Here is a 26,600-nt window from a genome sequence, read left to right as displayed (position 1 = left end):
GGAGCGTGTTGCGGCGTTGTCCGATGCGTATCTCGGCCCCGTTATCCACGGCGACGCCACACGCCCGTCGATTCTTGAGCAGGCCGACCTGGCCGATGCCGACGCTATCGCTGCACTCACTGACGAACCAGGCACGAACCTCGCAATCTGTATGGAGGCCCAACAGTACGTTCCGTCGATTCGGACCATTGCGAGGGCAGAGACGGGGACGGAGCAGGAGTACGACGAGGTGGTGGATGCGACGCTGCTACCCGAGTATCTCGGTGGCGACCACGCGGCTGATATACTGACCGGCGAGGATATTCGGACGCTTGTCTATCCGACTGCCGATCTCGATATCATTGAGGTGAGCGTCTCCCCGTCGGCCCCCGTTGCTGGGCGTCGCCTCGATGAAATCGCTCTCCCGGCCGGTAGCCTGCTGATTTCGACGGCGGACCGAACGGAACTGGCAGGACCTGAGACGGTTTTGGAACCTGACGAGCACTATATTCTCGCCGTCGAAACCGATGTTGTCGATGAAGTGTTGAATCTCCTGCGCGGGTAGCAACATAGTACGTTGTCAGAGGCCGCCGCTCAGGTCTTCCTGGTTATATACGGAAACTGACGCTCTATCGGCGAACCAACACAGAGACCCCAACAGTGGTACTGTCCCGTCTCAGACTAGTTCGTCGTGGAGGTCGTGGAACGACCTGATGGTCAGGTCCGGCTCGCCGGCGAAGGCGTCCCACGGGCCGTCATCGCGGTTGACCCAGACGCCTTGCATCCCGGCGTGCATCGCACCGTACACGTCGAAATAGCCTGCGGTGACGTGGGCGATTTCCTCGATTTCGGTCCCCGTTCTCTCTGCCGCATGACGGTACAGTTCGGCCGCCGGCTTGAACGTCTGGATCTCGTCTGCGCTGACGGTGTCTTCGAGCAGACCGCCGATGCCGGCGAAGTCGACCATCGATTCGAGCATCTCGGGGTTGCCGTTCGAGACGACATAGAGGTCGTAGCCGGCGTCGTAGAGCCTGTTCATGCCGTCCCGTACGTCGTCGAACACGTCGAGTTCGTGGTAGACCGCGAGAATCTCGTCGCGCTCCTCCGTCGTGATGTCGACGCCGTGGGCGTCCAGCGCGTACTGGAGCGCATCGCGATTCATCTCGTAGAACGGCTTGTAGGCGTCGATCTGGTTGGCGAGGAAGGTGTACGCCAGCGAACGGGAGCGCCAGAGCCGGGACACCGGCCGGGGGTCGTCCACCCGGTCGGCGAGGGCCTTTTGCGCCGCTTCGACATCAACGATGGTGCTGTACGAGTCAAAGGTAATCGTCGTCACGCGGTCCGGGTCGAACGGCATAGGCACCCGTAGAAGCGGCGGCCTCATATAGCCGGTCGCCGAGTCGAGCGTCCAGCCGTCCGGTACGGGCCCACTCACAGCTTCACATGTGACGTGACCGGTCCCCGCTCAGTGCACGGACATCTCGGACAGGACGCTGCCACAGTACACGGCGATGATGATGAGCAGGATGCCGACGGCACCGGGAGGTCTTCGAGCGTCAGCGACACCAAGTAGAAAGCCAGGCCGTAGCCGACGACGACACCGGGTAGCCCCTCCTGAGGCGTGGCGACCCGGTCACCGTTCCGTGAATAAACCGCGGACAACGGGCGACACTCCCCCTCTCATGTGGCTTTATCTCCCGTGCGGCCGCACTGCGAGCCATGTCTCAGGCACATACGTTCCAGTCTCTCACAGGCGTCCAGCCAGTCATCGCTCGACGCGTGGAGGGCGACAGATGACAGCGCGAGACGTGTATCTCCCGGTCGCGGCACAGCCGTCGGTCGACACGCTGGTCGAGATGAGTCAGCAGGCCGAGGACAGTGGCTACGACCGGGTCTGGCTCCCGGAGACGTGGGGGCGGGACGCGGTGACGACGCTGACTAGCATCGCCGAGCACACGTCGACGGTCGGTCTCGGGTCCTCGATTCTGAACGTGTACTCGCGGTCGCCGGCGCTGCTCGGCCAGACTGCGGCGACGCTGCAGGAGGTTTCGGACGGCCGCTTCCGCGCCGGTGTCGGCCCGTCGGGCCCTATCGTCATCGAAGGCTGGCACGGCCGTGAGTTCGAGAATCCGCTCAAGTACACGCGGGAGACCGTCGACATCATGAAACTGGTGCTCTCCGGGGAGACCGTCGACTACGACGGGGACATCTTTTCGCTGTCCGGGTTCCGACTGCGCTGTGAGCCGCCCGAACCCGCGCCGCCCGTAGACGCCGGCGGCCTCGGCCCGAAATCGGTCGAACTCGCCGGTCGCTTCGCCGACGGCTGGCACGCGCTGATGCTGACCGCCGACGGCCTCCGAGACCGACTGGAAGACTTCGAGCGCGGAGCGGATCTCGGCGACCGCAACCGGTCAGACCAGCGGGTGACGCTGTCGCTGACGTGCTGTGCGATGGACGACCGGGAGCAGGCCCGCGAACTGGCCCGTCAGCACGTCGCGTTCTACATCGGCGGTATGGGGACGTTCTACCGCGACGCGCTGGCCCGCCAGGGGTACGAGGACACCGCTTACGAGATCGCCGAGCAGTGGGGATCGGGCGACAAAGCGGCTGCCGTCGACGCGATCAGCGACGAGCTACTGGACAGCATCGCCGTCGCCGGTACGCCCGAGGATTGTCGCGACCACATCACACAGTTCGAAGACATCGATGGCGTGGACGCGATCAACATCTCGTTCCCCCGCGCTGCCGAACCGGACACTATCGACACGACCATCGACGTGTTAGCGCCCTGAGTCGGGGCGTCGTTTTCAGTCGGTAGCGACTGGCTCGATGTCGTCACGTCGGCCGTCGAGCACGTCGAAGCGCTCGCCGCGGCGCTGTTCTAGCCAGTGGAGCAGGCGCTCGGCCCAGCGGAGTTTCTGTCGCTTTTCCGCAGTCACGGACGGGTCGTCGAAGTCCCAGCCGGGGAACACCAGCGCGGCAGCGCCGAAGTGGTCCGCGAGGAACGCGGCGCGGTCGCCGTCGGTGAAACCGCCGTAGTTGCGGACCGGCGGGGCGGGGGCCGCCTGTGTCGTCGGCACGACGAACTCGCTGTCGTAAGTCGGAATGTGTGTCTCCAGTGCGGGGATGTTGTCGCCGTGGGCGTGGGCGACGACCGGCGTCCCGTCGGCGGTCAGTTCCCGTCCGGTATCGGCGTTCTTGTCCAGGTCCGTGACCATGCAGTCGATGGCCACACCTTCCGTCTTGAGGCGGTCGGCGGCCGTGGAGGCCGCGAAGACCACGTCAGCATCGACTACCCGGTCGGCCTCGGCTTCGAGTGATGGGCCGGCCCCGGCGACGGCAACCGTTGCGCCGTCGAGTCCGAGTCGCGCCGGGTCGTACGTGCTGTCGTCGCCGAGCAGGTCACCGAATCGGTCGCGGGCACGCTCGTCGCCATCACGAGGATAGCCGAAATCGTCGAGGATATCCTCGTACACTGGTTCCCAGGTGTGAAATTCCATCTGTTGTCAGACACCACGGAGTGGACGTGCTTCTGTCTTGTTCACCGAGCCAGTCATACCGCTTTCACACTACCAACGTCCCACAGCGTAGCTGTCGCTATCGAATTCGTGTCCAGATAAACCGAGTTGAGCCGAAATGGCACGTCCGTGTACCCCTACCCGGGTGCCCTTTCGGCTTTCACCCCTTTCTTTCGAGGCCTCCGGTATAAGTTTTCTCTTACCGTCAGACATGGAGGACAGGCGTCACAAGCCCGAGGACTTGTTACGTTGGAAACACGAGTCAGTAGTCCACGACAGTCTCAAGGCAGGGAAGCACTTACCGCAGGCAAATGGCCCCGGAACTGTCAGTAAACGCGCAAGACGGTGCAGTTCCGGATTCGCTGGTGGTCGTCTCGAACCGCGAACCGTATAGCCACGAGCGGGACGACGACGGTGAGATACGGGTCCAGTCCGCGGCGGGTGGGCTGACGAGCGCACTCGACCCGGTGATGCAGTCACGGGGCGGCACCTGGGTCGCCTGGGGCAGCGGCGACGCCGATATGGCCGTTGCCGAGGAGGGCATCGTCGAAGTCCCGCCGTCTGCCCCCACATACGACCTGAAACGCGTTCCCCTCTCCGACGCGGCAGTTCAGGGTTACTACTACGGCTACGCCAATCAGGTTCTCTGGCCCCTCTGTCACGAAGACACGGGCCGAATGTGGGCCGAGCCCGCCTACTGGGAGCAGTACCGCGCCGTCAACGAGCAGTTCGCCGAGGCCGTCGATGCGGTCGCCGACGCGGACCAGTCGGTCTGGTTCCAGGACTACCACCTGGCGCTCGCGCCCAGATTGGTCCGACAGCGGCGACCGGATACGACGCTGTTGCAGTTCTGGCACATCCCCTGGCCCGCGCCGTCGGTGTTCAGGCACTGCCCCCACAGCGACGCGCTCCTCGACGGATTGCTGGCCTGTGACGTCATCGGCTTTCACACGACAGCGTACGCCGAGCAGTTCCTGCACTGCGTCGACAGCGCGTTCCCCGCGGCGACCGTCGACACGGACGGCGGAATAGTCACCCGCAGCTGTGACAAGACACGAGCCGTCGCGAACCCGCTGGGAATCGACGTCGAGGGGGTTCGGGACCGAGCACGGGCTGCTGACGTGACCAGTATCCGGGATACTGTGCTGGGCGGCAGCCGCTCGGACACGTCGATTCGCCTCGCGCTCGGCGTCGAACGGCTCGACTATTCGAAGGGCATCCCCGAACGGATCGAGGCGCTGGCACACCTCTGGGACCGGCGGCCGGACCTGCGAAGAGAATTCACGTACGTCCAGAAGGCGAGCCGAACCCGGGAGGGGATCGCCGCCTACCGCCGCTACAGAGCGGACGTCGTCGATGCCGTCGAGCGCGTCAACGACCGCTTCGGGACCGACGACTGGCAGCCCATCGTCTACACCGAGGCCAAACTCGACAACGAGACGCTCGCCGGGCTGTACCGGGCCGCAGAAGTCGCGGTCGTGACGCCCCATCGCGACGGCATGAACCTCGTCGCCCACGAGTACCCAGCGGCCTGTGTCGACGGCGACGGCTCGCTCGTGCTGAGCGAACTGGCCGGCGCGGCGACCCATCTCGACGGCGCGCTGACGGTCAATCCGCACGACATCGAGGCGATTGCGGACGCCATCGAGCGGGCGTTTGAACTGGACGAAGCGGAAACAAGGGACCGGCTGTCGCGTCTTCAGGACGGCGTCGAGGCGCTCGACAGTTCACAGTGGGTCGCCAGGCAGTTCAGCGCCGGCCAGTCCCTGTAGTTTTTCCGTCGTTCGTCAGTTCGCTGCCTTTGACAGCCAGTCCGGTTCCGCGACGATGGTGTCGTCGACCTTCGAGACGGAGAGCGACAGCGTCACCGTCACCGGCTGGCCGTCCCGCTCAGTCGTCACCCGGTACTGGAACGACCGGACGACGCCGTCATCGTCGACGAGCACGGTTGCACTGGCCGAGTCCGTCGTCCCGTTGGCCGAGACGTTCGTCGAGACGGCGTCGTCGGCAGCGAAGCCAGTGACGTCGCTCCCGGTTGCTTCGAACCGCGAGACGCTGTCACCGTCGACCGTCTCGGTACCGGCGTAGGTCCAGTTGATGTCCGACCCTAGTGATTGCAGCAGCGAGCGGTCGATGACGCTGCTCTCGTTGACGGGCTGGACCTGGCCATCGTACGGCGGTGATGCCGAGCGGTAGTCCGTCCTCGTGTCGTCACCGCGGGTGAGGACTCGACGCTCGGCGGTGGTCCCGTCAGCCGTGTAGGTCGTCGTCGCCAGCGTGTCGCCGCTGGCCTGGACCAGTTCGCCCGTCGCCAGCGACCGGTCGCTGTCGCGGTCGATAGCGACGGTCCGGTTGATGAACACCGACCGGTTCTCGCCGTCGCGGACCGTCGAGAGCTGGAACGACAGCGAGGTGGTGAACGACGAGTTCGACAGCGTCTCGAAGTGCCCGCGTTCGACGGCCGCCGCGTCGAACCCGGACGACCCGGGGGCGGGGCCGTTGGCATCAATCTGCGTCGCCGTTACTTCGGCGTCCGTACCGTCTGTGCCCGAATCAGTACCCAGCAGCCCGCTACAGCCGGCGGACGCTGTCAGTAGCATTACGAGTGCAAGCGAGAGGTGGCGGCGTTCGAGTAACATACCGGAGCCACTGTATCAGCGAACTAGTTCGTTATGGCCGTTCAGCTGTCACGTTCTCGCTGTTATCGACGTTCGAACAGACCGTTACTGACTGCGCCGTCACCAGCGCACTACGGAGGGGAATGCCGTTCCCGTCGGACCAGCGTCAGACGCCCGTCATGCACGTCATGAGGGTTTAATACGAACGGAACCGCTATAGTAACCGTGCCTCTCGGCTCCGACCCGCTGTCCGAACTCGACATTCCCGACGGGACGACCGTCGAGGAACACGACCTGGTGACCGACGGCGACGTCATCGTCGGCGGCCAGTCGACCGTGGAGTTCGGCGTACGCGGGCGGACAGTCATCGCCGACGAGCGGGTCCGCTTTGGCGGCCACATCGAAGCCGAAGGTGACTGTCGGCTGGATATGTGGTGTGACGTCGCGGACAACGTCCTCGTCGGCGAAGACGCCTACATCGGCGAACGGGTACACATCGGCGGCGAACTCCGTGTCGCGGGCGACCTTGATATCGGCGACGACGTGGACATCGAGAACGGGTTCGAGGCGAACGGCTGGATCGTCATCCGGAACCCGATGCCGACCATCGTCTTCCTGTTCGTCTACCTCTCGCAACTCCTCCGCATCGGCGAGGAAGACGCGGCCGAGGAAGTAATCGACGAGATGCTAGACGACGGCAGTGACGAGCACGACCCGGTTCTGATTCCACGCGGTGCGAGCGTCTCGGACGACGCCTGGCGCGTCTCGACGCCGGCAACGGTCGGCGACGACTGCCGGCTCCACGGCAACATCCGCGCGAAGTCCCTCGAAGTCGGCCGTGACACGGTCGTCTTCGGGAGCCTCCGCGCGAAAGACGATATCGTGGTCGGCCGGGGCACGGAGATCAAAGGGGACGTAACGACCCGCAGCGGCACCGTCCGCGTCGGCCCGGGCGCGAAGATCTGGGGCGACATCTCGGGGACGACCGTCGAACTCCACGAGAACGCGACGGTCGACGGGACAATCCGCACCAGCGAGGAGATGCGGATGCACACCGAGGCAGTGCTAGACCGCCCGGACGAATCCGCTGCGGCGATGGCCGAGATGGCCGAATCGCTCGAAGCTGACACTGACACTACGGAGCCAGCCGACGAACGAAGCGATTCAGATAACAGCGAGTCGGCGGCCGATACAGCAGCCGACGACCCCGCCACTGCGGACAGTGCGGCAACCGACGGCGGGGATGCAGACGGAGTGACAACCGGCAGCGATGCTTCCGAGGACGGTCCCGACGTCGAAGAGGCGGCGGAGTCGGCAGAGTAACCGCTCGGACGCTATTTTGCGTGGCGAACGCTCGCTACACAGCGTCAGCGTTCAGTCGCGTCACTCACGGCCGTCGGCGGTGAAACCCCGTGTCCCGGTCCGTCGATATCGATATCCGGGCCGAACGACATCGACGGCGGGCACTCGTCAAACAGCAGGTGGCCGTCCAGATCGACGTAATCGAAGGCACCAAGCCCAGCGGCGAGGTGGGCGCTCGTCGCGATCCCGGTCGCGCCTTCGAGCATGCAGCCGAGCATACAGTCGAGGGAGGCGGCCTCGGCGATGGCCGCAATCGCCGCTGCCCCGAGGAGCCCCGATTTCCCGAGTTTGACGTTGATCACGTCGGCAGCCCCGTCGCGAACCACGGCCGTTGCGTCTGCCGGCGTGAACACGGCCTCGTCCGCGGCGACGGGAACCGGGAGTCTGTCGCGTGCCCTCGCAAGACCGCGAATGTCGTCTTTCGGTGTCGGCTGTTCGACCAGGGCAAGGTCGACCCCGGCCGCGGTCACCTCGTCGACAAACGTCGCTGCGGCCTTCGGCGTCCAGCCCTGATTCGCGTCAACCGTGATCGTCGCGTCGGGCGCTGCATCCGCGACCGCAACTGTTCGGGCCACGTCGGCGTCGATTTCGCCGCCGGTTTTGACCTTGATGTGGTCGAAGCCGGCAGCTGCGGCGCGCGTGGCTCGTTCGGCTGCCGCGTCGGGCGTGACTATCGGAACGGTGATATCAGTCGTAACTGTGGTCGGCGCGCCGCCGAACAGTTCCGAGAGCGGGATACCACGGTCACGACAGTACGCGTCCAGCAGTGCCGTCTCGACGGCGAACAGCGCCGAAACCGCTCCGGGCACTGCTGCCCGCAGGTCACTGACAAGTTCGCGGTAGTCGGCGAGGGCCGCCCCCTCAAGCAGCGACGTAACCGACCGGGCAGTCGCCACGGCGGCCGCCTGCGTCTCGCCGGTCACCGGCGGCAGCGGGGACCCCTCTCCGTAGCCGACTACACCTGAGTCCGTCTCTACTGCGACGACCAGGTTCCGCGCTTTCTCTCGGGTTCCGAGCGAAATTTCGAACGGTTCGTGGAGTTCGTGGTCGAGCGCCTCGACGGAGACGCCGTCGATACGGGTCATAGTTCCTCCAGAACGGCCGCGAGGAGTGTCTCCGGGCCGTCGTCGTCGTAGATGTTCGCCGCCCGGAGGCCTGTCCGAGCTGTTTCTTCCTCCGGGTCGCCCCAGGTAGAGAGGGCGGCGACTGTCGTCTCTGTGAGGTCGGTAATCGCACGGCGTTCGGCCTCGACACCGGCCACAGTGAGGTCATCGAAATGTGACCGGGCCTCCCGGGAGGGGTCGTCGGCCAGCACGACTGCATCGGGGGCCGCCCCGTGAAGCAGCCCGAGCGTCACCCCGCCGTAGGCGGTGTGCGTGAGCGCGGCCTGCCCTTCGACGAACACGATATCGTGGTCCGCTGCGACGTCGAGCACCATGTCCTCGACGACGCCCGAAACGAAGTCGGCCGGAACCCGGTCGATGACGACACCGCGGTCCGCGCCGACGAGGATACCGGTCTGTCCCGTCGCGACCCAGCCGGCGTCGAGTCCGGCATCGGTCGCCGCCCGGTACAGTTCGAAGGTCGTCGTCCGCTTCCCGACCGCACAGTCGGTCCCCATCGTCAGGACGACATCCGCGTCGGCTTCGCTCCCGCGGCCGTCACCGAGCGTCAGGTCGGCGACGGACGGCGGTTTCCGGACGTCGACGAGGTCGACACCGTGTTGCTGGGCGCGCTCGGTCCAGGCTGGGCGCTCGCTCAAGAAGACGTGCAGGCCAGAGACGACGTCACAGCCCCGTTCCATCGCACGCTGGATAGCCTCGACCCAGGCCGCCGGAAGGTCACCGCCAGCGGGCGCAACGCCGATGACGAGGACGGCTGCGTCCGGGGCTCGGTTCAGCGCTTCGGTGACGGTTTCGACGACCGGCACGTCGTCGGCAGCCGGCCAATCGAGGGCCGCTCCGGCGTTGGGGCTCGGACACGTCGAGTCCACGACGGCCTGCGCGTCGAACAGCTCTCCGTGCATGACGATTCCGTTGGCCGTCTTGCCTTCCGGTTGTCCGAACTCGCCCTCTGCGAGCACAACGGCGGGCGTGCCTTCGTCGTATTTTCGCCGCAAGTCCATACTGATGTACATCGCCGACGTGACTGACAAACCAGAGCCTTACATGTGTGGCACTCAGTGAGACCACTGGAGGACGATTCCCCGTGGTGAAAGCAAACGCAACCAAGCACAGTCACGTCTCAGGACCCGGAGAGAACGATGGGCGCTGACGGCTCCGATGCGACCGCTAACTCGGCCAGTGGCGGTCTCCAGCTGACACTCGAACTGGAGCATCCCGACTGCTGGATGCGGGAGGTGACGGCGGCCACCTCGGCCAGACTGCTGGTCAACGCCGCGTATCTGGTCGACGAGAAGGTCAAGGCCCACGTCGTCGCATACGCGGAGTCGGCGGACGCGGTCGACGCACTCGTCGCGGCGACTCGGGCGTCCGACCACACCGAGACAGTCACAGAGATGGATACCCGTCGCAGCTTCGGCGGCATATCCGCACCGGTAAACAAAGCGACGAGTACGCTGCTCGTCGAGTACGGCCCCGAGGAGAGCATCCACGACGCGCTGGTCTCACACGGGTTCATGAACCAGGAGCCGATTCGAATCCGCAACGGGACCGAGTACTGGACGGTCGCCATCGACGAATCGCGGGCGACGATACAGGAGAAACTCGACGCCGTGTGTGCACAGAAAGACGCAACAATCACCATCACACAGATCACGTCGGCGACCACCGGAAGCAGAGAACGCGATGGATTGGCTGTCCGGCAGCTTTCCGACAAGCAGCGCGAAGTGTTCGAACTGGCCCGCAAACGCGGCTATTACGACTACCCGAGGGCGGTAAGCGGGAGCGAGTTGGCCGACGAACTCGATATCGCGAAGACGACGTTCCATGAACACCTCCGGAAAGTCGAGGCCACGCTTCTCGGCCCGAGAGACGCTGGCCGGTACTGACGACGGTACGGCGTCGATCCATGCTTCGCCTTGCCGGGTCCGTACTGTCAGAGCCAGCGTCCCGGTCCCTGTTCAGCATTTGTGACCCCAAGCGCGGCTGAACGCCTCCGGGACCGCGAGCGCAACCGAATGCCTATTCCACTCCGAGTTCTGACTCCAACTCCTCGACAACGTCTTGCAGCATCGACGCGAGTTCTTCGTTCGGCGGCAGCCGATACAGCGGGCCGGAGATGTCCAGTGCGCCGAGGACGCCGCCGTGTGGGGCGGTGACCGGTACGCCGACCGAGCGAAGCCCCTCGACCGCTTCCTGATCGTTCACCGAATAGCCGCGCTCGTTCGTGCGTTCGATGTCTTCCATGAGGGTTTCCCGGTCCGTGACAGTATACTCTGTCTCGGCTGGCAGCCCCCACCGGTCGAGAATCTCGTTGACTCGGGTCTCCGGCAACGCGGCGAGAATCGCCTTGCCGACTGCCGAGTTGTGCAGGTAGTAGTACCGGCCCACCTGGAACCCTTTCGACGGGACGTTAGCGACGACGTTGAACAGCGTTATCGCACGCCCGTACTCCTCGACGGCGAACGTGACCTCCTCGCCACAGCTATCGGCGAGTTCGTGTGTTTTGCGACGGGCGACCTCGTACCACTCGTTTCGGGTCCGAGCGCCCTCTCCGAGGTGGAACAGCTTCATACCGAGTCGGTACTGCTCGCCCCGTTTGACCAGATACTCCTGATCCAAGAGTGTCTTGAGGTGAACGTGAATGGTACTCGTCGAGAGGTCCAGCCGGTCCGCAAGCTCACTCATTCGAGCCTCCCCCAGCTCGTTTACCGCATCGATGATCGCAAGGGAGGTTTCGGTCGTCTGGAGACGACGACCGCTAGAGCTGTCCATACCACTGTGGACTTGATAGTGATATAAAAAGGTCCGGACATAGTGGAACTGGTTCGGTGGATATTATGTGTAGATGTGATAGCTACTGAGAGTGTGATTACCCATAGGTATATTTTACAATCTCACGCCCGAAATTAGTCCGTCTTCCGGGATTTGTGCGATATATAAGGTCAGGACGCTGTCCCGGATCCAATAGAAGTGGACTTTTATATAGCTACAGCGGCCGGAACGAGACAAGACTTCACCAGAGGCGGCTCCCGTGATTTGTTACCGGAGAGATAGTTATTATCATGATCTTTTGCGTGTGTATCTGACGAGGCACAGAATGCATGTCAGACACGGATAGTGGCGATGGGACAGAGATCGAGGAGATCTCTGGTCCGGACGTCGAAGCAATCGAGTTCTACGGCGGACGGTGGATGAGCGTCATTCCCATAGGGTTGTTTATCCTGTGGGCAATTGTCCAGAGTGGCCTGTTCGGTATCGGGGACACGACTGGACTCGTCGCAGGGATGCTCGTGGCGCTCATCGTCGGGATGTTCTTCGCCAAGGGAGACTGGAAGAACTACGCGAACACCATCTTCGATGGGATGACAAAGCGGGTCGCCGCGACGGCAGTCGTCGCGTGGCTCTGGGCAGGGATGTTCTCGAACACGCTGCAGGCAGGTGGCTTCGTCGGCGGACTCGTCTGGGCAGCGAACGCGGCCGAAGTCGGGGGCGCGCTGTTCCCCGCCGCCACCTTCATCCTCGCTGCGCTTTTCACGACCGGTATCGGCACCGGGTACGGCGCGGCAGTCGCCTTCTCGGCGCTGTTCTTCCCGGCCGGCATCCTGCTCGGTGCGAATCCGGTGTTGTTGTTCGGAGCAATTCTCTCAGGGGCTGTCTTCGGCGACAACCTGGCACCGGTCAGTGATACGACAATCGTGAGTGCGGTGACACAGGACGCCGACATCGGCGGCGTCGTCGCCTCGCGGTTCAAGTACGCCATCATCGCTGCGGTGTTGGCGCTCGCGGCGTACGTTTTCGCCGGGAACGCGATGCCCGGGCTGGACATCTCCCAGCAGGCACAGGACCTGTTCGTCCAGAACAGCGAGCCGGCGGGACTGTTGCATCTCATTTCCATGCTCGTCGTCATTGTGACGGCAGTCATGGGCCGACACATCGTCGAGGCGATCTCGTGGGGCCTCGTCGTCGCCGTTGCCTTCAACATCGTCTTCGGTCTCGCACCGCTGAGTGCCGTGTTGCTGTTCAAGGTCCCGGAAACGTCTTCGGCCGCAAGCTGGGCTGGCTCACTTCCCATCGCGGAAGTGGTCGCGCCGCAAAACGCTGGCGTCACCGGGTCGATCTACAACGGTGCAGCCGGGTTCTTCCCGCTAATCGTTCTCGTGTTGCTCATCGTCGCCGGGTCAGAGATCATGATCCGTGGCGGTGGCTTCGAGGCGATCCAGGAGTGGCTCCTCGAAAACGTCGCAACGGGCGTTCGCAAGGCCGAAACGACGATGGTGGTCGGCACTGCCCTCGTCAACTCGATGATCACGATCAACACGGCCGCAGAGATCGCGATCGCGCCGTACATCGCCCGCATCGGCCAGCGGTACAACATCAACAGCTACCGTCGAGCGAATATCCTCGACGCGAACACCTCGGCGCTCGGGTACATCTTCCCGTGGGGCGGCGGCGTGCTCATCGGCTTCGCGACGCTGCAAGGCCTCCCGAACCAGTACGAGTGGTTCACCAGTGCGATGGTCGTCAACCCCGTGCAGGTGTGGCCGTACGTCTTCCACGGCTGGTTCCTGTTCGGTGTGTTCCTGCTCTCCGCACTGACCGGCTTCGGGCTCGAATACACCACTGACCGCAAATCCAAGGATGTGACCCGTCTATGAGCATATTCAGTAAATTCCTCACTGGGATGTCCTTCAGGACGACCACGCCGACGTTCGCGGCGGGCGAGGAGATCGAGGTGTACGTCACGGAACTCGACGAGGAATCCGGCGAGCTGGTCGCACAGGTCGGCGAAACCCGTCTCCACTTCGAGAACGGCGAGACAGACATCGTCGGCTGTCGCGTCCTCGCGAAGGTCGAGTCGTTCGACGACGCGGAGCACCGCGGCCGTCTCACCCACCTCAAAACGCTGTCTCAGGGGTCGTTCTAGGATTGCCAACGAGCGCCGAGACGGACATTGAATCAGTATAGCGCGATCGAATAAACCGATATCACAGATTCGAACCACTATGAGCAACTCACTATATTCGACAGCACGACAGGACAACCAGACGACTATCGTCCCCAGTACGGACATCGAGGCGGCCGTCGAGATGGCGGACCTCGTGCCGGCCATCGAGGCCGCGTTCGCCGCATACGAAAACGACACGGCGCAGATGCCGCCGAAGTCCTACATCGACCTGCCACAGCACAACGGGGACTTCCGGTCGATGCCGGCCTACCTCGAAACGGACGACTGGGAAGCGTCGGGCATCAAGTGGGTGAATGTTCACCCGGACAACCCCGACGAGTTCGACCTGCCGACCGTGATGGGGACGCTCGTGTACACGGACCCCGAGAGCGGCTTCCCGCTTGCCGTGATGGACGCCACGACGCTGACGATGAAGCGAACCGGCGCGGCCGCCGCCGTGGCGACGGACCACCTCGCCGTCGAGGACGCGTCCTCGCTGGGCATCATCGGTGCCGGCGTCCAGTCCTACACGCAACTGGAGGCCATCTCGCAGGTACGACCGATTGAATCCGTCGTCGTCAGCGACCTCGACGACGACCGCGTCCAGCGGTTCATCGACACCTTCGGCGACGAGTTCGACGTGCGAGCCGGCACGATTTCCGAGGCGGCCCAGTGTGATGTTCTCTCGACCGTGACGCCGGTCGAAGACCCCATCGTCACGCTTGAGGACCTTGGGGAACACACCCACGTCAACGCCATGGGTGCCGACGCCGAAGGGAAGCAGGAACTCCACACGGAGGTCATCCGCGAGGCGACCCTCGTCATCGACGACTTCGAGCAGACGACCCACTCCGGCGAGATAAACGTCCCCTGGAGCACGGGTGAAATCGACGAGTCGGATATCGACGCCGAACTCGGCGAGATCGTCGTCGGGAACGCGCCGGGCCGCGAGGACCTGTCCGGGATTACCGTCTTCGACTCGACCGGGCTCGCGATTCAGGACATCGCTGCCGCACGCATCGTGTACGAATCGCTCGGTGACGACAGCGGCTACCGCCTCGAAATGGTGTAACCCCGGCGGTCTGCAGTATCGTAGCAGTTGGCCGTTCACCCACCGCTATCGAGTGTCGCACAGACAACTGTGGCACGCAGTTGTGTCCCGGAACGATTTATATGTGCCATACGACGAGGGCGTATGCGACGCGTCATCATCGATACGGACACCGCGGGCGACGACACACAGGCAATTTTGCTGTCCTGTCTCAGTGATCGAGTTACCGTCGAGGCAGTCACAATCGTCGCCGGCAACGTGCCCTTCGACAGAGAGGTCGAGAACGCGAAGTACACGCTCGAACTCGCCGATTCCCTCGACGTGCCCGTCTACGAAGGGGCGAGACAGCCGCTTCTCAAGGAATTCGAACACGCGACGTACATTCACGGTGAGGACGGCCTCGGCGGGGACGTGTTCCCCGACACCGGTATCGAGTCGGCGGCAGGGTTTGGCCCCGACGAGATCGTCGACCGCTGTCGGGCGGCCCCTGGCGAAATCACGCTGCTCTGCATCGGCCCGCTGACCAATCTGGCGCTGGCGTACGCCCGCGAGCCTGAACTTCCGGAGCTTGTCGATGAGGTGTGGGTGATGGGCGGGAACGTCAACTGTGAGGGGAACGTCACTCCTGCCGCGGAATTCAATCTGTGGGTCGACCCCGACGCTGCCAAACGCGTGTTCGACGCCTTCGAGGTGACGCTCGTCGACTGGGGCGTGTGTCTTCGAGACGCAGTGTTTGGCTCCTCCGAGTTCGAAGCAGTATCAGCGTTCGATACGGAACTGGCGTCGTTCTTCGAGTCGGTAACCGAGCAGGCCCGGGCGTCAACAGCGAAGGCCCCGACGATCCCGGATGGACGGCACTCCCGGACAGCGTCACCGCCGCGTTGCTGGCGTATCCGGAACTCCGCGAGGCGGTGTCGACGTACCACGTCGCGGTGGACGACCGCGACGGACTCACCCGCGGGTACACCAGCGTCGACGTCAACGGCGTGACTGACGGCGAACCGAACACCCACGTCGTGGAGTCCGTCGACAGCGACGCCTTCCAGTCGGTCATGTACTCGCTGCTCCAGTCCCGGGACCCTGACAGCGGCATCGCCGAGTGAGTCATACTGCCGGCTGTACGTCTGTGACGAATATCGCCACTTCGGGGTGGCGAATCTCTTGAAATAGTTACAGCCGGCAGTATCAGGAGCGGTGTCGGGCGCGATAGTAGCGAACGGTGTGTGTCGTAGTTGCCGCTGTGCGAGACCTGTGGCGCCGGTCCTGTCGCCGCGTGTTGTCCCTGGTTTTTACTGGGGGCCGGAGGGATGTCAGGGTATGACGCTTACAGACCGTCTCGACCAGTACCGCCGGGCAGCGGGACTCGAAGCCGTCTGGTTCGCCCGACCGAACTCCTTCGCGTGGCTTACGGGAGGCGGCGACAACGTCGTCGACCGGGAGGGCGACATCGGCGTCGCCGCCGCGGGCTACGACGGCGACGAGGTACGGGTCGTTGCCGACAACATCGAAGCGCCGCGGCTACGTGACGAGGAACTCGAAAGCGATGTGGCCGTCGAAACGTTCGACTGGCACGCACAGTCGCTGGCCGAGGCTGTCGCCGAAGCGAGCCCGACCCCGGCGGCGGCGGACTTCGACGTCCCCGGCTTCGAATCAGTCGACGCCACACAGCTCCGACAGCCACTGACCGAGGCCCAGATAGAGCAGTGTCGTGACCTCGCGCGAGACACGGCTGAAGCAGTCGAAGCAGTCGCGCGGAACGTCGAGCCGTCCCACACCGAACTCGATGTGACCGCCGTGCTCCGACAGAAGCTCGAAGGCCGAGGCATCGCTACGCCCGTCGTACTCGTCGGTAGCGCCGAGCGGGCACAATCCTACCGCCATTACACCTCGACCGAAACTGAACTCGGCGACTATGCGCTCATGTCGGTGACCGTCCAGCGGAACGGGCTCCACGTCAGCACCACCCGAGCGGTCGCGTTCGACCCGCCGGAGTGGCTCATGGAGCGAACCCACAAGGCCGCCCGCGTCGAGACCACTGCGCTGGCCGCGACACAGGCGGCCGGTCAGGGTGGCGGCACAGCGGGCGACGTGTTCGACGCGATTCAGGACGCCTACGCCGCGGTCGGCTGGGAAGGTGAGTGGCAGAACCATCACCAGGGTGGTGCGACGGGCTTCGCCGGCCGGGAATGGATCGCCACGCCCGGACACGAGGGCGAGGTCGCGTTGCCACATGGGTACGCGTGGAACCCGACTATCGACGGCGCGAAGAGCGAGGATACCTATCTCGTCTCGGCCGACGACATCGAACTGCTGTCAGCGACCGGCGACTGGCCAACCGAGACGGTCTCGGCAGTCGGCTACGACCTCGAACTGCCGCGACATACAGTGCTGGAACTGTAGCGGTACTGCAGCCATCTCTAGCCGGCGAGTTAAGAGTTTACAACGGGTGTTGTATGAACCCGTAGATTTAAGCAACACGTCAGGCTACCCCTCTGTATGACCGCAGAGCGCGCCTGGTGGAAGGAGGCAGTCGTCTACCAGATCTATCCCCGGAGCTTCAACGACAGCGACGGTGATGGTGTCGGCGACTTACAGGGCATCATCGAGCGCCTGGACTACGTCGCCGACCTCGGCGTCGACGTCATCTGGCTCAACCCGGTGTACGACTCCCCGCAGAAGGACAACGGTTACGACATCAGCGATTATCAGGCCATCTACGACGAGTTCGGGACGATGGCCGACTGGGAAGCGCTACTTGAGGAGGTCCACGACCGGGACATGCGGCTCGTCATGGATCTCGTCGTCAATCACACCTCGGACCAACACGAGTGGTTCCGGAAGTCCCGCCAGCGCGACCCGGAGTACGACGACTACTACATCTGGCGCGAGGGCGGAACAGACGAGGACGGCGAGCCCGCGCCACCGAACAACTGGGAGTCCTTCTTCGGGGGCTCCGCCTGGGAGTACGACGAGGAGCGCGGCGAGTACTTCCTCCACCTGTACGACACCTCACAGCCGGACCTGAACTGGCGCAACGACGCCGTCCGACAGGACGTCTTCGACACTATCGAGTGGTGGCTGGAGAAGGGCATCGACGGCTTCCGGATGGACGTCATCAATCTCCTGTCGAAAGTCGAGGGGCTGCCCGACGGCGATCCGGACAGCGAGTGGGTCGGGTCCGAACAGTTCATCGACGGGCCGGAGATGCTGTCGTATCTCGACGCAATGGACGACGAGGTGCTGTCGAACTACGACGTGATGACCGTCGGGGAGATGCCACAGCTCACCGTCGAGTCGGCCCGCGAGTACGCCGGCGCGGACGGCCCGCTGGACATGGCGTTTCACTTCCAGCACACGAAACTGGATTACGCTGACGGCGAGCGGTGGTCGGTCGGCGACTGGAGCCTGCCGGAGCTGAAGCGTATCGTCGACCGCTGGCAGGACGGGCTGGCGGCGGACGGCTGGAACACGCTGTACTGGGAGAACCACGACCAGCCGCGGAGCGTCTCACGCTACGGCGACACCGAGAACTACCGCCGGGAATCCGCGAAGCTGCTCGGAACGTTCCTCCTCACGCTCCGTGGCACGCCCTACATCTACCAGGGCCAGGAACTCGGGATGACTAACGCCGACTGGGACACGATGGACGACCTCCGCGACGTGGACGCCATCAACCACGCGCGGGAGCTACTCGACCGGGAGGGCGTCGAGGGCTACGAGGACGTGAAAGACGTCGTCGGCTACCGGACCCGCGACAACGCCCGAACGCCGATGCAGTGGGACGACTCGCAAAACGCCGGGTTCACCGACGGCGACCCCTGGATTCAGGTCAATTCGAACTACAGGGAGATCAACGCCGCCGACCAGCAAGCCGATGCGGATTCCGTTTACAGCTACTACCAGCGGCTCATCCAGTTACGCTCCGACAGAGACGTGCTCGTGTACGGGGACTACACCGACCTGCTCCCCGACCACGAAACCGTCTTCGCCTTCACGCGGTCGTTGTCGACGGACTCGGGAACCGAGAAAGTCCTCGTCGTCCTGCACTTCGACGACGCGACGGAAACCTTCGACCTGCCGGTCGAGTACGCCGATGCGACGCTGCGAGAGTGCAATTACGACCACGACGACCAGAACCCGGAAACGGTGACGCTCGCGCCGTACGAGGCTCGCGTCTACGAGCTGTTCGACTGAGTCCTTCGTGCTACCTGAATCCCGCCGCGGGGCCGTGGCGAAGCACAGATTCAAGACGCGTCTGTCACCAGCAGTGGTATGTACCTTGCCGACGAGACCTGGCCGGACCTCGGCGACTATTTCGAGACGGAGTCGCTCGCGCTCGTCCCGCTCGGGTCGACAGAGCAACACGGGCCGCATCTCCCACTGGCGACGGACCATCTCATCGGGGAAGCCTTCGCCCGAGAAGCCGCCGACAGGACTGGCTACCTCTGCACCCCGACCATCAACGTCGGCGTGAGCCCCCATCACAGACAGTTCAACGGGACGATGTGGGTCGACGCGCCGGTGTTTCGCGACTACGTCGAGTCGTTCACCCGGAACCTGGCGTACCACGGCATCGACCGGGTCATCTACGTGAACGCCCACGGCGGGAACGTCGAGCACCTCCGGGAGGTCGGCCGGCGGCTCCGGGACGACGAAGTGCTGTACGCCATCGAGTGGATGTGGGACGAGAGCATTCCGGACCTCGTGGACGACCTGTTCGAGCAGAACGGGCCACACGGCGGGCCGAAGGAGACGGCCATGATCCAACACTTGCGCGCCGAACTGGTTCACGACGACCGCCTCGAAGACGCACGGGACGGCGGGATTCCGAGCGTCGAGGCGGCGGAGACAAAGAAGTACGGTTCGCGGACCTTCTACGATGCCGCTGATAACACTGGCAATGGTGTTCTCGGCGACCAGACCGACGCCACGGCCGAGAAGGGGGCGGAGATGTTCGAGGCCGCGACCGAACAGCTCGTCAGGCTCTGCGAATGGCTGGACGGACAGGCATTCGACGACCTGCTCCCGGAGCCACACGTCTAACGCGGGGCTGCCGGTGGTAGAACGCGATTCCCGGTCTGCGTGCCCGACGCTAAACAGTGGACCCTGAGTTGGACTTTTGAGACAGGCGGATGTACGGGGCGTATGGCCCTCCTCCTGTTTCCCGGGATGCCCGGTACTACTGAAATGGTCGTCATGCTCGTCACGATGGGGATGTTTCTCGTCGTTCCCCTCGCACTCGTCGTGGCCGCGTACCTGTTCGGCAAGCGCCGCGGCAGAGCCGAAGTGAGCGAGTCGGGCGATTCATAACCAATCGCCAGACGGCGGCCAATCGGCGCGTAATGGGCCTGTCGCGGCGAATCGACTCGTTTATCGGTCCCACTCTATGATGGAGATGTGTGTCCCCACCGAGTCCCCATCCCGAGTCGCTTCGTAGCCGAGCGTTCGAAATAACGGTTGATGACGGACGAGAGACCTTCAACGCGCTCAGTATCGAGCACGCCGATTGTGAGACGGAATGGCTCATCTCCGACACGGTGTATGCGCTCGAAAATATGCGGTAACAGGTAGCAAACTGTTGCGTTGTGGCGTTACGATAGTGGATCCAACTGCGTCGGAACGGTGACGCCGCTGTGTCTGTCCCGCCGGTTCTTCGTGTGAGTCATTCCGCTGAGAACCGCCGCCAGACTGGCATGAAGACGCTGTAGAACGAGCCAAAAACCAGGACACCAGCCGCGATAGCTAATTCTCGCCCTGCCACGCCGAATACGTCGTACAGAGTCCGGAGGACGATGAATACCCCGAGTCCCCAGACAGCGAAGGCGGCACGCTCTTTCCAGGAGAGGCCACTTCTGTGGAACACACGCTGTCTCCGCAACAGACGCTATCAAAGCCTGTGGTTCGACGCGATATCGGACCGCGAGTATAAGGGGGTGATAACACACGCCGCACAGATCACAGCAGTTGTAACTGGGATGGGTCGTGCTGGTGCCACAGAAGTCCGCTCCCGCCCTCACTCGGTCGGGATGGGGCCGGTCCCGATGACGTCCCGGACTGCGCTTTCGAACTCCTGACGGTCGGCGAAGTACGGGACGTCGACGTCCTCGAGCACCGTTGCGAGTTCCTGCGGGCCGTCCGGCGTCCGAATCGTCGTGTCCCCCTCGCGGTCGACGATAGTGCTGTGTTCGATGCCCCAGGTGAGCCGGGCCGAGACGCGGGCGAGTGGCGCACCGGCAACGTCGGGTCCGTCGCCGAGTTCGACAGCCGGCTCCTCCGCGTCCTCGCTTTCGTCGTCGCTCATACCCGAACTGTTCCCGTGGGTCCGATTAGTGCTTTCGGAACGGCTCGCGCACTTGGTGAATCACGCGCGTGCCCGCGTCATGCATGTGTCTGACGGGTAGTTTTATCGGATGTAGCAGTAGTATACTCCATGACTAGTCTCACCGACGTGTACGAAGGGGAGGTTGGGCGCGTCGCATCGCGTCGCCAGCAACTCGTCGGGACAGCCCTGTTTCTCGTTGGTGTTGCCGGACTTGTCGGGGCAATCGCACTCGCAACGACCGGCGTCGGCAACAGGTATGGGATGGACGCCTACGCGGCCAGGCGAATCGCCGGCATCATGGCCGGGCTCGGGCTGCCGTCGGTTATCCTCGGCGTGTTCGCGGTGTTGCCGGCCAGTCGTCGAATCCGGCTGACTGCTATTGGCGGCACGGGCGTCGCGGCAGTCGGCGTCGGACTGTTCCGGTCGCTGTATCCCTACAGCTGGACCAGCAGCGACCCGCTGCTGGCACTGCTCACCGGCGTCGTCTACTTCGCTGGTATCGTGACGACGTTCTGGTGCCTGTTCGCATCGCTTGCGACGTTCAAGACGCGAAACGACCCCGGCGGGACGGCTCGCATGGAAGTGACCGAAGAAGGGACGATTCGCCTCGTCGAGGAAGCCCGGACGCTGCCGGGACTGGGCGGCATCGGGTTTTTCGGACAGGACCCGGACGGCACGGTCGAGACGCAGACGAACCGAGCGAGTGCGACCGACGAGGGCGCTGTCAGTGACGGTGGGACCGGACAGCACTCGGGCACTACGCGCACGGCCAACGGCCGCAGTCGACAGCCGACGGGCGGCACGCAGTCTGACCGCAGCACGCGGTCCAAGCGACGGTCGGACAGCGGCACAGCGACAGAGCGACGGTCGGACCGTCAGACGACCCCTGGCTCGAACATCGGTCAGCGAAACACCACGTCGCATGGAACAGAGCAAACCGGCCCCTCCGAGAACGCGCTCGACCCGAGAATAGCTGAGGCCGGCCCGGAAGGGTCCACATCGACCGACGGTGGCACGGCGACGGCGGGGCACGACGCGATTACCGAGACGGCGGTCCACCAGGGCGAACCGGACACCTACTGCGGGAACTGCCGGCACTTCGAGTACGTGATGCAGGACGGCGATATCGAGCCGTACTGTTCGTTCCACGGCGAGGTCATGGACGACATGGAACCCTGTTCGGCGTGGGTTCGCAACGACTGATACCGTCGGCACTCCGATTTTGCTAAGCTTCCGCACTGCACAGCGATGGGGACCGACAGAACGGCCTGGGCGAAACCGGGTATTTAACACGGTCGGCAGGCAAACGGTGGTACTACAATGGAGTTTTGCGACGAATGCGGTTCGATGATGAAAACGGACGACGAGCGCTGGGTCTGCGGTAGTTGCGGCTACGAAAAGGCTCGAAACGCCGAGACCGAACAGGAGATGGCCGTCACCACGCAGGGCCAGGAGGAGTCGGAAGTCGTCGACACCTCCGAGGTCGACGCCGAAGACATGGGGCCGACGACGGGCGCTCGCTGTCCCGAGTGTGGCAACGAGCGAGCCTTCTACGAGATGAAGCAGATCCGCGCGGCCGACGAGTCCGAGACGCGCTTTTTCACCTGTACCGAGTGCGAACACAAGTGGCGCGAGGACGACCACTGAGGCCGGACCGTGCCCACTGACCCCGCGTTCCCGGACGTTCCCGCGGACCGGCTGCGCGACGGCGGCTGGGAGCTCGTCGACGAGAGCGTCGAAACTGTCTTTCAGTTGCCGACGGCCCGCGTCGAGGGGGCAACGAAGGTGTACGACGCCGCCGAGACACGCGAAGCCGTCCGGGACGCGGTCGGGCTCGACCACCAGTGGCGGTTCTTCTTCGCGACCGCACTGTCGTTTACCCCGCCGCTCGCGCCGGGCATCGGACCGGCGGTGATTCTCCCGACGGTCCGGTCGGAGGCCCAGTCGGCCTTCGCCGACGAACTGGCCGACAGAGGGTTCGAGTCCGTCGAACGCGGGCGGAGCGAGCGGGTTCGCGTCGACAGCGGCGACCGGGCGCGGCTCCGGACCTACAGCGCCGAACTCGACCTCGAAGCGGCCGACGCGACGCTGTCGATTACCGGCTGGGTCGGCGTTTGGCACGGCGAGGGGTTCCGTATCGCCGCCGGCGCGTACCCCGACCGGTCGCTGGCGACACTCCTGGATATTGAGAATCCGCCGGAAGCGCTCCGGCGGACGCCGTCGGACTACCGGTCCGAACTGCTTGACCTCATCCGCGCCGTGGCGTAAGCGCCAGAAGCGTGCCGTCGAGGAACAGTTCTATCGGCCCGAGACCGAGTCGTTTCGCGAGCGAGCTCGGAACGGCGTCCGCGCCGAGGCGGGCCACGGGCGCACCACGAACGCGGATTTCAGCCGTCAGTCCGGCCGCAGTCAGCGCCGCGGCGGCGTCCCTTCCCTCGACCGGTCGGTCCCGCCAGAGGGCGAGCGCCGCCCCGAAAGACGGTAGGTCGACGGCGACGAGGTCGTCGTACCCGCGGACGCTGAACGCGACCCCGTCGCGCTCGACGGTCAGGTCGGCGTCGACGAGCAGGTCCGGCTTTCGCTCGACCTGGTCGAACAGATCGCCGACCGCCTTCGCCGTGGTGACCACTGTCAGTCGTTATCGCGTGTCGTGATAGTCAGCGTGCCATCGACTCGCCAGCGAGCGTGCTCGGCGTCCTCGCCGGCCTTGCTCGGGACGTCGACTTCCATGTCGTCGAAGTCGTACGTTATTTCCGCGTTGCGCCCGGTCAGGCGGTCGTAGAGTCCGATTGCGAGCTCTGGCCAGGTTGTCGTCTCCATCGGCGTTTCTGATTCGCTCATGCAGTACAGTGTACGTGCTACTACATGTTTAAAGTCGACCCCAACGACAGGGGTTTGGGTAGCCTGACAGAAGCCGTCAGGGCCGCCGCGCGAATGTCAGGTAGCCGGTATGCCCGACGCCACCGGTCGATGGGCGGGAGCCGCGGTCGTCGAAGTCCATCTCCCGCTGGATGGTGTCGAGCGTCTCGACGCCGTCAAGACCGACCTCGGTGGCCGTCGCCACGACCTCGCGCGTGTTTTCCACGAACGGGGAGTACACCGCCAGCGATCCGCCACGGTCCAGCAGCGTCGGCGTTCGCTCGACCACAGTCGGGGCGTCCTCGGTGTCGAGCGTCAGCACGTCAAAGCCCGAGAGGTCGTCGAGGTCGTCGGTGATGTCGCCGGTCCGAACCTCGACGGTGTCCGCGACGCCAGCGATCTCCAGGTTCTGTCGCGCCACCTCGGCGAACTCCGGGTCCTGCTCATAGGTGACCACGTCAGCGCCAATGCGGCCCATGTACGCGCTGAGGATGCCGGTCCCGGTGCCGGCGTCGAGGACGCGGTCCGCCGCTGCCACGCCGGTCTTGCCGACGACCAGCCCCACGTCGCGGGGCATCATCGGCGCGCCGGTGCGTTCGAGGTGGGTGAACAGGTCCGGGCCGCGCAGTCGGCGGACGGTGAAACCGGTGCCTAGATGCGTCTCGACGACATCGCCCGGTTCCACGTCCTCGGGGACCTCCAGAATACCGAGGTCGGACTCGAAGCGCTCGCCGGGGTCCAGCAGGTACTCGCGGTCTTCGTGGACGAAGAGATACGCCACGTTACTCCAGTTCGTCGACCGCGTCGGCGAGGTCGCCGTCGTTGGCTTCCAGCGCTTCTCGCGCAGTGTCTTCGTCGACGCCCGCCCGCATCGCGACGAGTTCGACGTCGTCCTCGTCGACGCCGGAGTCGCTACCGCTCTCGTCGGCATCATCCGCAGCCGCCGCGGCCGAGCCCTCGCCGGAGCCGAGTTCGCGGCTCTCAGGCTCGCCGACGACCTGATACGTTTTCTGGCCCTGGGCTTCCATGAGCTGGACCTCCGCGTCGTCGAAGACGAGTTCCTCGTCAGGTGTGCGGATAATTACTTCCTGCGCATCGATGTCCTCCATGTCGATGCCCATCTGTTCCATCATCTGCTTCATCTTGCGCGGGTTCATCCCGCCGCCTCCGCCAAACATACGTAGGACTGGCGGGGCAGGGCAGAAAAGCGTAGCGACCCGGGCTCGGGCCGAAGTTCGTCGCGGTACCGTTCTGTCGACCGGCCGAAACCGGCACGCTCCCGCGGCTTCGTAACGATTCTAAGGCTCGCCCGTCCATCCCCGCCGTGTCACTGCTGACGATCTTCGCTACGGCCATCCTCCCGGTCGTCGCCGTCGCTGCGGCCGGCTTCGCCCTCGGCCGGGTGAAAGGCACCGACCCCGACGCGCTCAACACCATCACGGTGTACGTTCTCGCGCCCGCGCTGGTGGTCCACAGCCTGACAACGTCCTCGCTGGCCGGCAATACGATTCTGAGCGTCGTCCTCGCTGTCGTGCTGTTCACCGCCGCAATGGTCCTCCTCGCAGAGGGTGTCGGTCGCCTCACGGGCCACTCGGAACCCTTGCTGGGCGCGTTTGTCCTCGTGTCTATCTTTCCCAACACCGGGAACTACGGCATTCCACTGGCGGATTTCGCCTTCGGCGCGACCGGGCGCAGCACGGCCGTCCTCGTGACCGCGCTGCAGGGCGTGATGCTCTACACGCTCGGCATCTACATTGCCGCCCGGGGCAGTGGCAGCAGCCCGCTGGCGGACATGCGCCGCGTGTTCGGTGTCCCACTCGTCTACGCTGTCGTTGTCGCGCTCGCGCTCCGATGGATCGGTGCGGTGCCGCCCACAGACTCGACGGTGATGCAGACACTCGAACTGCTTGGCAACGCCTCGATTCCGGTGATGTTGCTCATTCTCGGCATCCAGCTATCGAACGTCGACGGAGACAGCGATTTCCGGTCGGTCGGGATCGCCAGCGCGTTGAAACTCCTGCTGGCGCCAGTGCTCGCGTTTGCCGCGGTGCTCGCAATCGGGTTCCAGAACCAGACAGTCGCGCGGGTGGTCGTGCTCCTGTTGGCGACGCCGACCGGCGTGACGACCATCATCCTCGTCGGCGCGTTCAGCCATCAGACTGGCGACTGCTCGCCGGGCGAATTCGTCAGCGCGACCGTGTTCCTGACGACCGTCGTCAGCGCGGTGACGGTGACGGTTCTCGTGTGGCTGCTGCAGTCCGGACTGGTGCTGTGACTACTCCTCCCAGGATATCCGTATCTCCTCGGCGGTGATGTCGACGAAGTGGTTCGAGCCGTTTCTGACCGCGAACCGGCCGATAGGCCGGTCGATGGTCCGGCTGGGGCCGCCAGGAACCTCGACAGTGATCGTGTATTCGCCGGTCGCACCGATCATCGGGTCATACTCGACCGACTCGCCGGCAGCCAGCGTCGCCGTCTCGTCCAGTACCGCCGTTTCGTTTCTCGTGATGGTGAGCGTGACAGTCTGCTCGCTGTCGGTATCGTTGTCGACGACAAACAGAATTGGATCGTCTGGAGGGGGCGTTGGTGTCGGTGTCGGCGTGTCCTGCGGTGTACTGGTCACTGCTGTTGTCGGCTGTTCCTGTGGCGTCGTTGTGGCTGTCGATGGTGTCGAATCGTCCGTCGACGTGTCGTCACCGGGCGCACTGCAGCCGGCGACTGGGGAGAGCGCAAGCGCGGCGAGGAGCGTGCGGCGGCGCATATCGCTCGTCTCGAAGGGAGCAGCAAATGCTTTCTGTCATACTAATCCTTGTCGACCATCC

At 64.3% G+C, this 26,600-nt stretch carries 30 protein-coding genes and 2 pseudogenes; 18 read left to right on the top strand and 14 right to left on the bottom strand.

Annotated elements, in window-relative coordinates; genetic code table 11:
- A partial coding sequence (locus tag GJ630_RS09750; protein ID WP_191449804.1) for an NAD-binding protein occupies positions 1 to 544 on the top strand: 544 nt, incomplete at its 5' end.
- A 111-nt stretch (positions 545 to 655) separates the two neighbouring features.
- Here the strand turns inward: GJ630_RS09750 and GJ630_RS09745 are convergent.
- Positions 656 to 1,336: a haloacid dehalogenase type II gene (locus GJ630_RS09745; RefSeq protein WP_050037757.1), complete on the bottom strand. Its 681-nt coding sequence runs from the start codon at positions 1,334 to 1,336 to the stop codon at positions 656 to 658.
- A gap of 108 nt (positions 1,337 to 1,444) precedes the next feature.
- Positions 1,445 to 1,581, bottom strand: a pseudogene (locus tag GJ630_RS20540) (QacE family quaternary ammonium compound efflux SMR transporter); the annotation flags it as partial.
- A gap of 191 nt (positions 1,582 to 1,772) precedes the next feature.
- Here GJ630_RS20540 and GJ630_RS09735 point away from each other — a divergent pair.
- Entirely contained in the window at positions 1,773 to 2,771 is a 999-nt protein-coding gene (locus tag GJ630_RS09735) for a TIGR04024 family LLM class F420-dependent oxidoreductase (protein WP_050037756.1), read from the top strand.
- A gap of 15 nt (positions 2,772 to 2,786) precedes the next feature.
- Here GJ630_RS09735 and GJ630_RS09730 read toward each other — a convergent pair whose 3' ends face one another.
- Positions 2,787 to 3,479 carry a 6-hydroxymethylpterin diphosphokinase MptE-like protein gene (locus tag GJ630_RS09730; RefSeq protein WP_014039898.1) on the bottom strand — a complete coding sequence of 231 codons (693 nt, stop codon included), beginning with the start codon at positions 3,477 to 3,479 and terminating at the stop codon, positions 2,787 to 2,789.
- 329 nt (positions 3,480 to 3,808) lie between these two features.
- Between GJ630_RS09730 and GJ630_RS09725 the strand changes: the two genes are divergently transcribed.
- Positions 3,809 to 5,269, top strand: coding sequence for a trehalose-6-phosphate synthase (locus GJ630_RS09725; protein ID WP_191449803.1), 1,461 nt, complete (start codon positions 3,809 to 3,811; stop codon positions 5,267 to 5,269).
- Between the two features lie 15 nt (positions 5,270 to 5,284).
- Here the strand turns inward: GJ630_RS09725 and GJ630_RS09720 are convergent, their stop codons facing one another.
- Positions 5,285 to 6,136 carry a hypothetical protein gene (locus GJ630_RS09720; RefSeq protein WP_191449802.1) on the bottom strand — a complete coding sequence of 284 codons (852 nt, stop codon included), beginning with the start codon at positions 6,134 to 6,136 and terminating at the stop codon, positions 5,285 to 5,287.
- Positions 6,137 to 6,340: 204 nt separating this feature from the next.
- On the opposite strand from GJ630_RS09720, the gene GJ630_RS09715 reads away from it, so the two are divergent.
- Positions 6,341 to 7,438, top strand: a complete 1,098-nt coding sequence (locus GJ630_RS09715; RefSeq protein ID WP_371727321.1) for a polymer-forming cytoskeletal protein — start codon at positions 6,341 to 6,343, stop codon at positions 7,436 to 7,438.
- 44 nt (positions 7,439 to 7,482) lie between these two features.
- On the opposite strand, the gene GJ630_RS09710 is transcribed toward GJ630_RS09715, so the two are convergent.
- Together GJ630_RS09710 and GJ630_RS09705 are read right to left on the bottom strand one after the other, a co-directional pair.
- Positions 7,483 to 8,562 carry a dipeptide epimerase gene (locus GJ630_RS09710; protein WP_191449801.1) on the bottom strand — a complete coding sequence of 360 codons (1,080 nt, stop codon included), beginning with the start codon at positions 8,560 to 8,562 and terminating at the stop codon, positions 7,483 to 7,485.
- Positions 8,559 to 9,602, bottom strand: coding sequence for a DUF1611 domain-containing protein (locus GJ630_RS09705; protein WP_008310123.1), 1,044 nt, complete (start codon positions 9,600 to 9,602; stop codon positions 8,559 to 8,561). The genes GJ630_RS09710 and GJ630_RS09705 overlap by 4 nt, the downstream gene beginning before the upstream one ends.
- Positions 9,603 to 9,740: 138 nt before the next feature.
- Between GJ630_RS09705 and GJ630_RS09700 the strand changes: the two genes are divergently transcribed.
- Positions 9,741 to 10,487, top strand: a complete 747-nt coding sequence (locus GJ630_RS09700) for a helix-turn-helix domain-containing protein (RefSeq protein WP_050037751.1) — start codon at positions 9,741 to 9,743, stop codon at positions 10,485 to 10,487.
- Between the two features lie 133 nt (positions 10,488 to 10,620).
- Here the strand turns inward: GJ630_RS09700 and GJ630_RS09695 are convergent, their stop codons facing one another.
- Positions 10,621 to 11,373: an IclR family transcriptional regulator gene (locus GJ630_RS09695; protein WP_014039891.1), complete on the bottom strand. Its 753-nt coding sequence runs from the start codon at positions 11,371 to 11,373 to the stop codon at positions 10,621 to 10,623.
- A gap of 329 nt (positions 11,374 to 11,702) precedes the next feature.
- Here GJ630_RS09695 and GJ630_RS09690 point away from each other — a divergent pair, with 329 nt between their 5' ends.
- The 9 genes and pseudogenes from GJ630_RS09690 (at position 11,703) to GJ630_RS19520 (ending at position 20,161) form a co-directional block, all read left to right on the top strand.
- Positions 11,703 to 13,256, top strand: coding sequence for a Na+/H+ antiporter NhaC family protein (locus GJ630_RS09690; RefSeq protein WP_014039890.1), 1,554 nt, complete (start codon positions 11,703 to 11,705; stop codon positions 13,254 to 13,256).
- Positions 13,253 to 13,525: a hypothetical protein gene (locus GJ630_RS09685; protein WP_050037749.1), complete on the top strand. Its 273-nt coding sequence runs from the start codon at positions 13,253 to 13,255 to the stop codon at positions 13,523 to 13,525. Before GJ630_RS09690 ends, GJ630_RS09685 begins: the two co-directional genes overlap by 4 nt.
- Positions 13,526 to 13,604: 79 nt before the next feature.
- Positions 13,605 to 14,618, top strand: coding sequence for an alanine dehydrogenase (locus GJ630_RS09680; RefSeq protein ID WP_014039888.1), 1,014 nt, complete (start codon positions 13,605 to 13,607; stop codon positions 14,616 to 14,618).
- A gap of 123 nt (positions 14,619 to 14,741) precedes the next feature.
- A pseudogene (locus GJ630_RS09675) lies at positions 14,742 to 15,700 on the top strand (nucleoside hydrolase).
- A 214-nt stretch (positions 15,701 to 15,914) separates the two neighbouring features.
- The gene (locus tag GJ630_RS09670; protein WP_064288413.1) at positions 15,915 to 16,997 is read left to right on the top strand and encodes a Xaa-Pro peptidase family protein; all 1,083 of its coding nucleotides are present in this window, start codon (positions 15,915 to 15,917) and stop codon (positions 16,995 to 16,997) included.
- Between the two features lie 96 nt (positions 16,998 to 17,093).
- The gene (locus GJ630_RS09665; RefSeq protein WP_191449800.1) at positions 17,094 to 18,791 is read left to right on the top strand and encodes an alpha-glucosidase; all 1,698 of its coding nucleotides are present in this window, start codon (positions 17,094 to 17,096) and stop codon (positions 18,789 to 18,791) included.
- Positions 18,792 to 18,869: 78 nt separating this feature from the next.
- On the top strand, positions 18,870 to 19,640 hold the full coding sequence (locus GJ630_RS09660; protein ID WP_014039884.1) for a creatininase family protein: 771 nt from the start codon (positions 18,870 to 18,872) through the stop codon (positions 19,638 to 19,640).
- Positions 19,641 to 19,742: 102 nt separating this feature from the next.
- Positions 19,743 to 19,907, top strand: coding sequence for a hypothetical protein (locus tag GJ630_RS19525; RefSeq protein ID WP_165353747.1), 165 nt, complete (start codon positions 19,743 to 19,745; stop codon positions 19,905 to 19,907).
- Positions 19,908 to 19,996: 89 nt separating this feature from the next.
- Complete coding sequence (locus GJ630_RS19520) at positions 19,997 to 20,161, top strand: hypothetical protein (RefSeq protein ID WP_023843175.1); 165 nt, start codon at positions 19,997 to 19,999, stop codon at positions 20,159 to 20,161.
- Positions 20,162 to 20,259: 98 nt separating this feature from the next.
- Here GJ630_RS19520 and GJ630_RS09655 read toward each other — a convergent pair whose 3' ends face one another.
- Positions 20,260 to 20,460 (bottom strand): hypothetical protein, encoded by a 201-nt coding sequence (locus GJ630_RS09655; protein WP_014039882.1) that lies wholly within the window; start codon positions 20,458 to 20,460, stop codon positions 20,260 to 20,262.
- A gap of 150 nt (positions 20,461 to 20,610) precedes the next feature.
- The gene (locus tag GJ630_RS09650; protein ID WP_064288396.1) at positions 20,611 to 20,898 is read right to left on the bottom strand and encodes a DUF5789 family protein; all 288 of its coding nucleotides are present in this window, start codon (positions 20,896 to 20,898) and stop codon (positions 20,611 to 20,613) included.
- 129 nt (positions 20,899 to 21,027) lie between these two features.
- Here GJ630_RS09650 and GJ630_RS09645 point away from each other — a divergent pair, with 129 nt between their 5' ends.
- The 3 genes from GJ630_RS09645 (at position 21,028) to GJ630_RS09635 (ending at position 23,187) form a co-directional block, all read left to right on the top strand.
- Positions 21,028 to 22,122: a hypothetical protein gene (locus tag GJ630_RS09645; protein WP_191449798.1), complete on the top strand. Its 1,095-nt coding sequence runs from the start codon at positions 21,028 to 21,030 to the stop codon at positions 22,120 to 22,122.
- Positions 22,123 to 22,239: 117 nt separating this feature from the next.
- Positions 22,240 to 22,566, top strand: coding sequence for a transcription factor S (locus GJ630_RS09640; protein ID WP_005535365.1), 327 nt, complete (start codon positions 22,240 to 22,242; stop codon positions 22,564 to 22,566).
- A gap of 9 nt (positions 22,567 to 22,575) precedes the next feature.
- Positions 22,576 to 23,187, top strand: coding sequence for a hypothetical protein (locus tag GJ630_RS09635; RefSeq protein ID WP_129754947.1), 612 nt, complete (start codon positions 22,576 to 22,578; stop codon positions 23,185 to 23,187).
- Here the strand turns inward: GJ630_RS09635 and GJ630_RS09630 are convergent.
- The 4 genes from GJ630_RS09630 to GJ630_RS09615 form a co-directional block, all read right to left on the bottom strand.
- A complete protein-coding gene (locus tag GJ630_RS09630) occupies positions 23,168 to 23,548 on the bottom strand; it encodes a hypothetical protein (RefSeq protein ID WP_129754946.1) in 381 nt (126 codons plus the stop codon). The two genes, GJ630_RS09635 and GJ630_RS09630, sit on opposite strands and share 20 nt — an antisense overlap.
- A gap of 2 nt (positions 23,549 to 23,550) precedes the next feature.
- Positions 23,551 to 23,760 (bottom strand): hypothetical protein, encoded by a 210-nt coding sequence (locus GJ630_RS09625; protein ID WP_014039877.1) that lies wholly within the window; start codon positions 23,758 to 23,760, stop codon positions 23,551 to 23,553.
- 76 nt (positions 23,761 to 23,836) lie between these two features.
- Entirely contained in the window at positions 23,837 to 24,559 is a 723-nt protein-coding gene (locus tag GJ630_RS09620; RefSeq protein WP_371727312.1) for a methyltransferase domain-containing protein, read from the bottom strand.
- 1 nt (position 24,560) lies between these two features.
- Positions 24,561 to 24,956, bottom strand: coding sequence for a nascent polypeptide-associated complex protein (locus GJ630_RS09615; RefSeq protein WP_008310152.1), 396 nt, complete (start codon positions 24,954 to 24,956; stop codon positions 24,561 to 24,563).
- 146 nt (positions 24,957 to 25,102) lie between these two features.
- On the opposite strand from GJ630_RS09615, the gene GJ630_RS09610 reads away from it, so the two are divergent.
- Entirely contained in the window at positions 25,103 to 26,053 is a 951-nt protein-coding gene (locus GJ630_RS09610) for an AEC family transporter (protein WP_050037744.1), read from the top strand.
- Here the strand turns inward: GJ630_RS09610 and GJ630_RS09605 are convergent, their stop codons facing one another.
- Entirely contained in the window at positions 26,054 to 26,539 is a 486-nt protein-coding gene (locus tag GJ630_RS09605) for a hypothetical protein (protein WP_191449796.1), read from the bottom strand.
- Positions 26,540 to 26,600 lie beyond the last annotated feature (61 nt).

The sequence above is a fragment of the Haloarcula sp. CBA1122 genome (assembly GCF_009741785.1).
Classification (GTDB): domain Archaea; phylum Halobacteriota; class Halobacteria; order Halobacteriales; family Haloarculaceae; genus Haloarcula; species Haloarcula hispanica.
The sequence above is the reverse complement of the archived record's forward strand: the minus strand, read 5'-3'. Positions and strand labels throughout refer to the sequence as shown.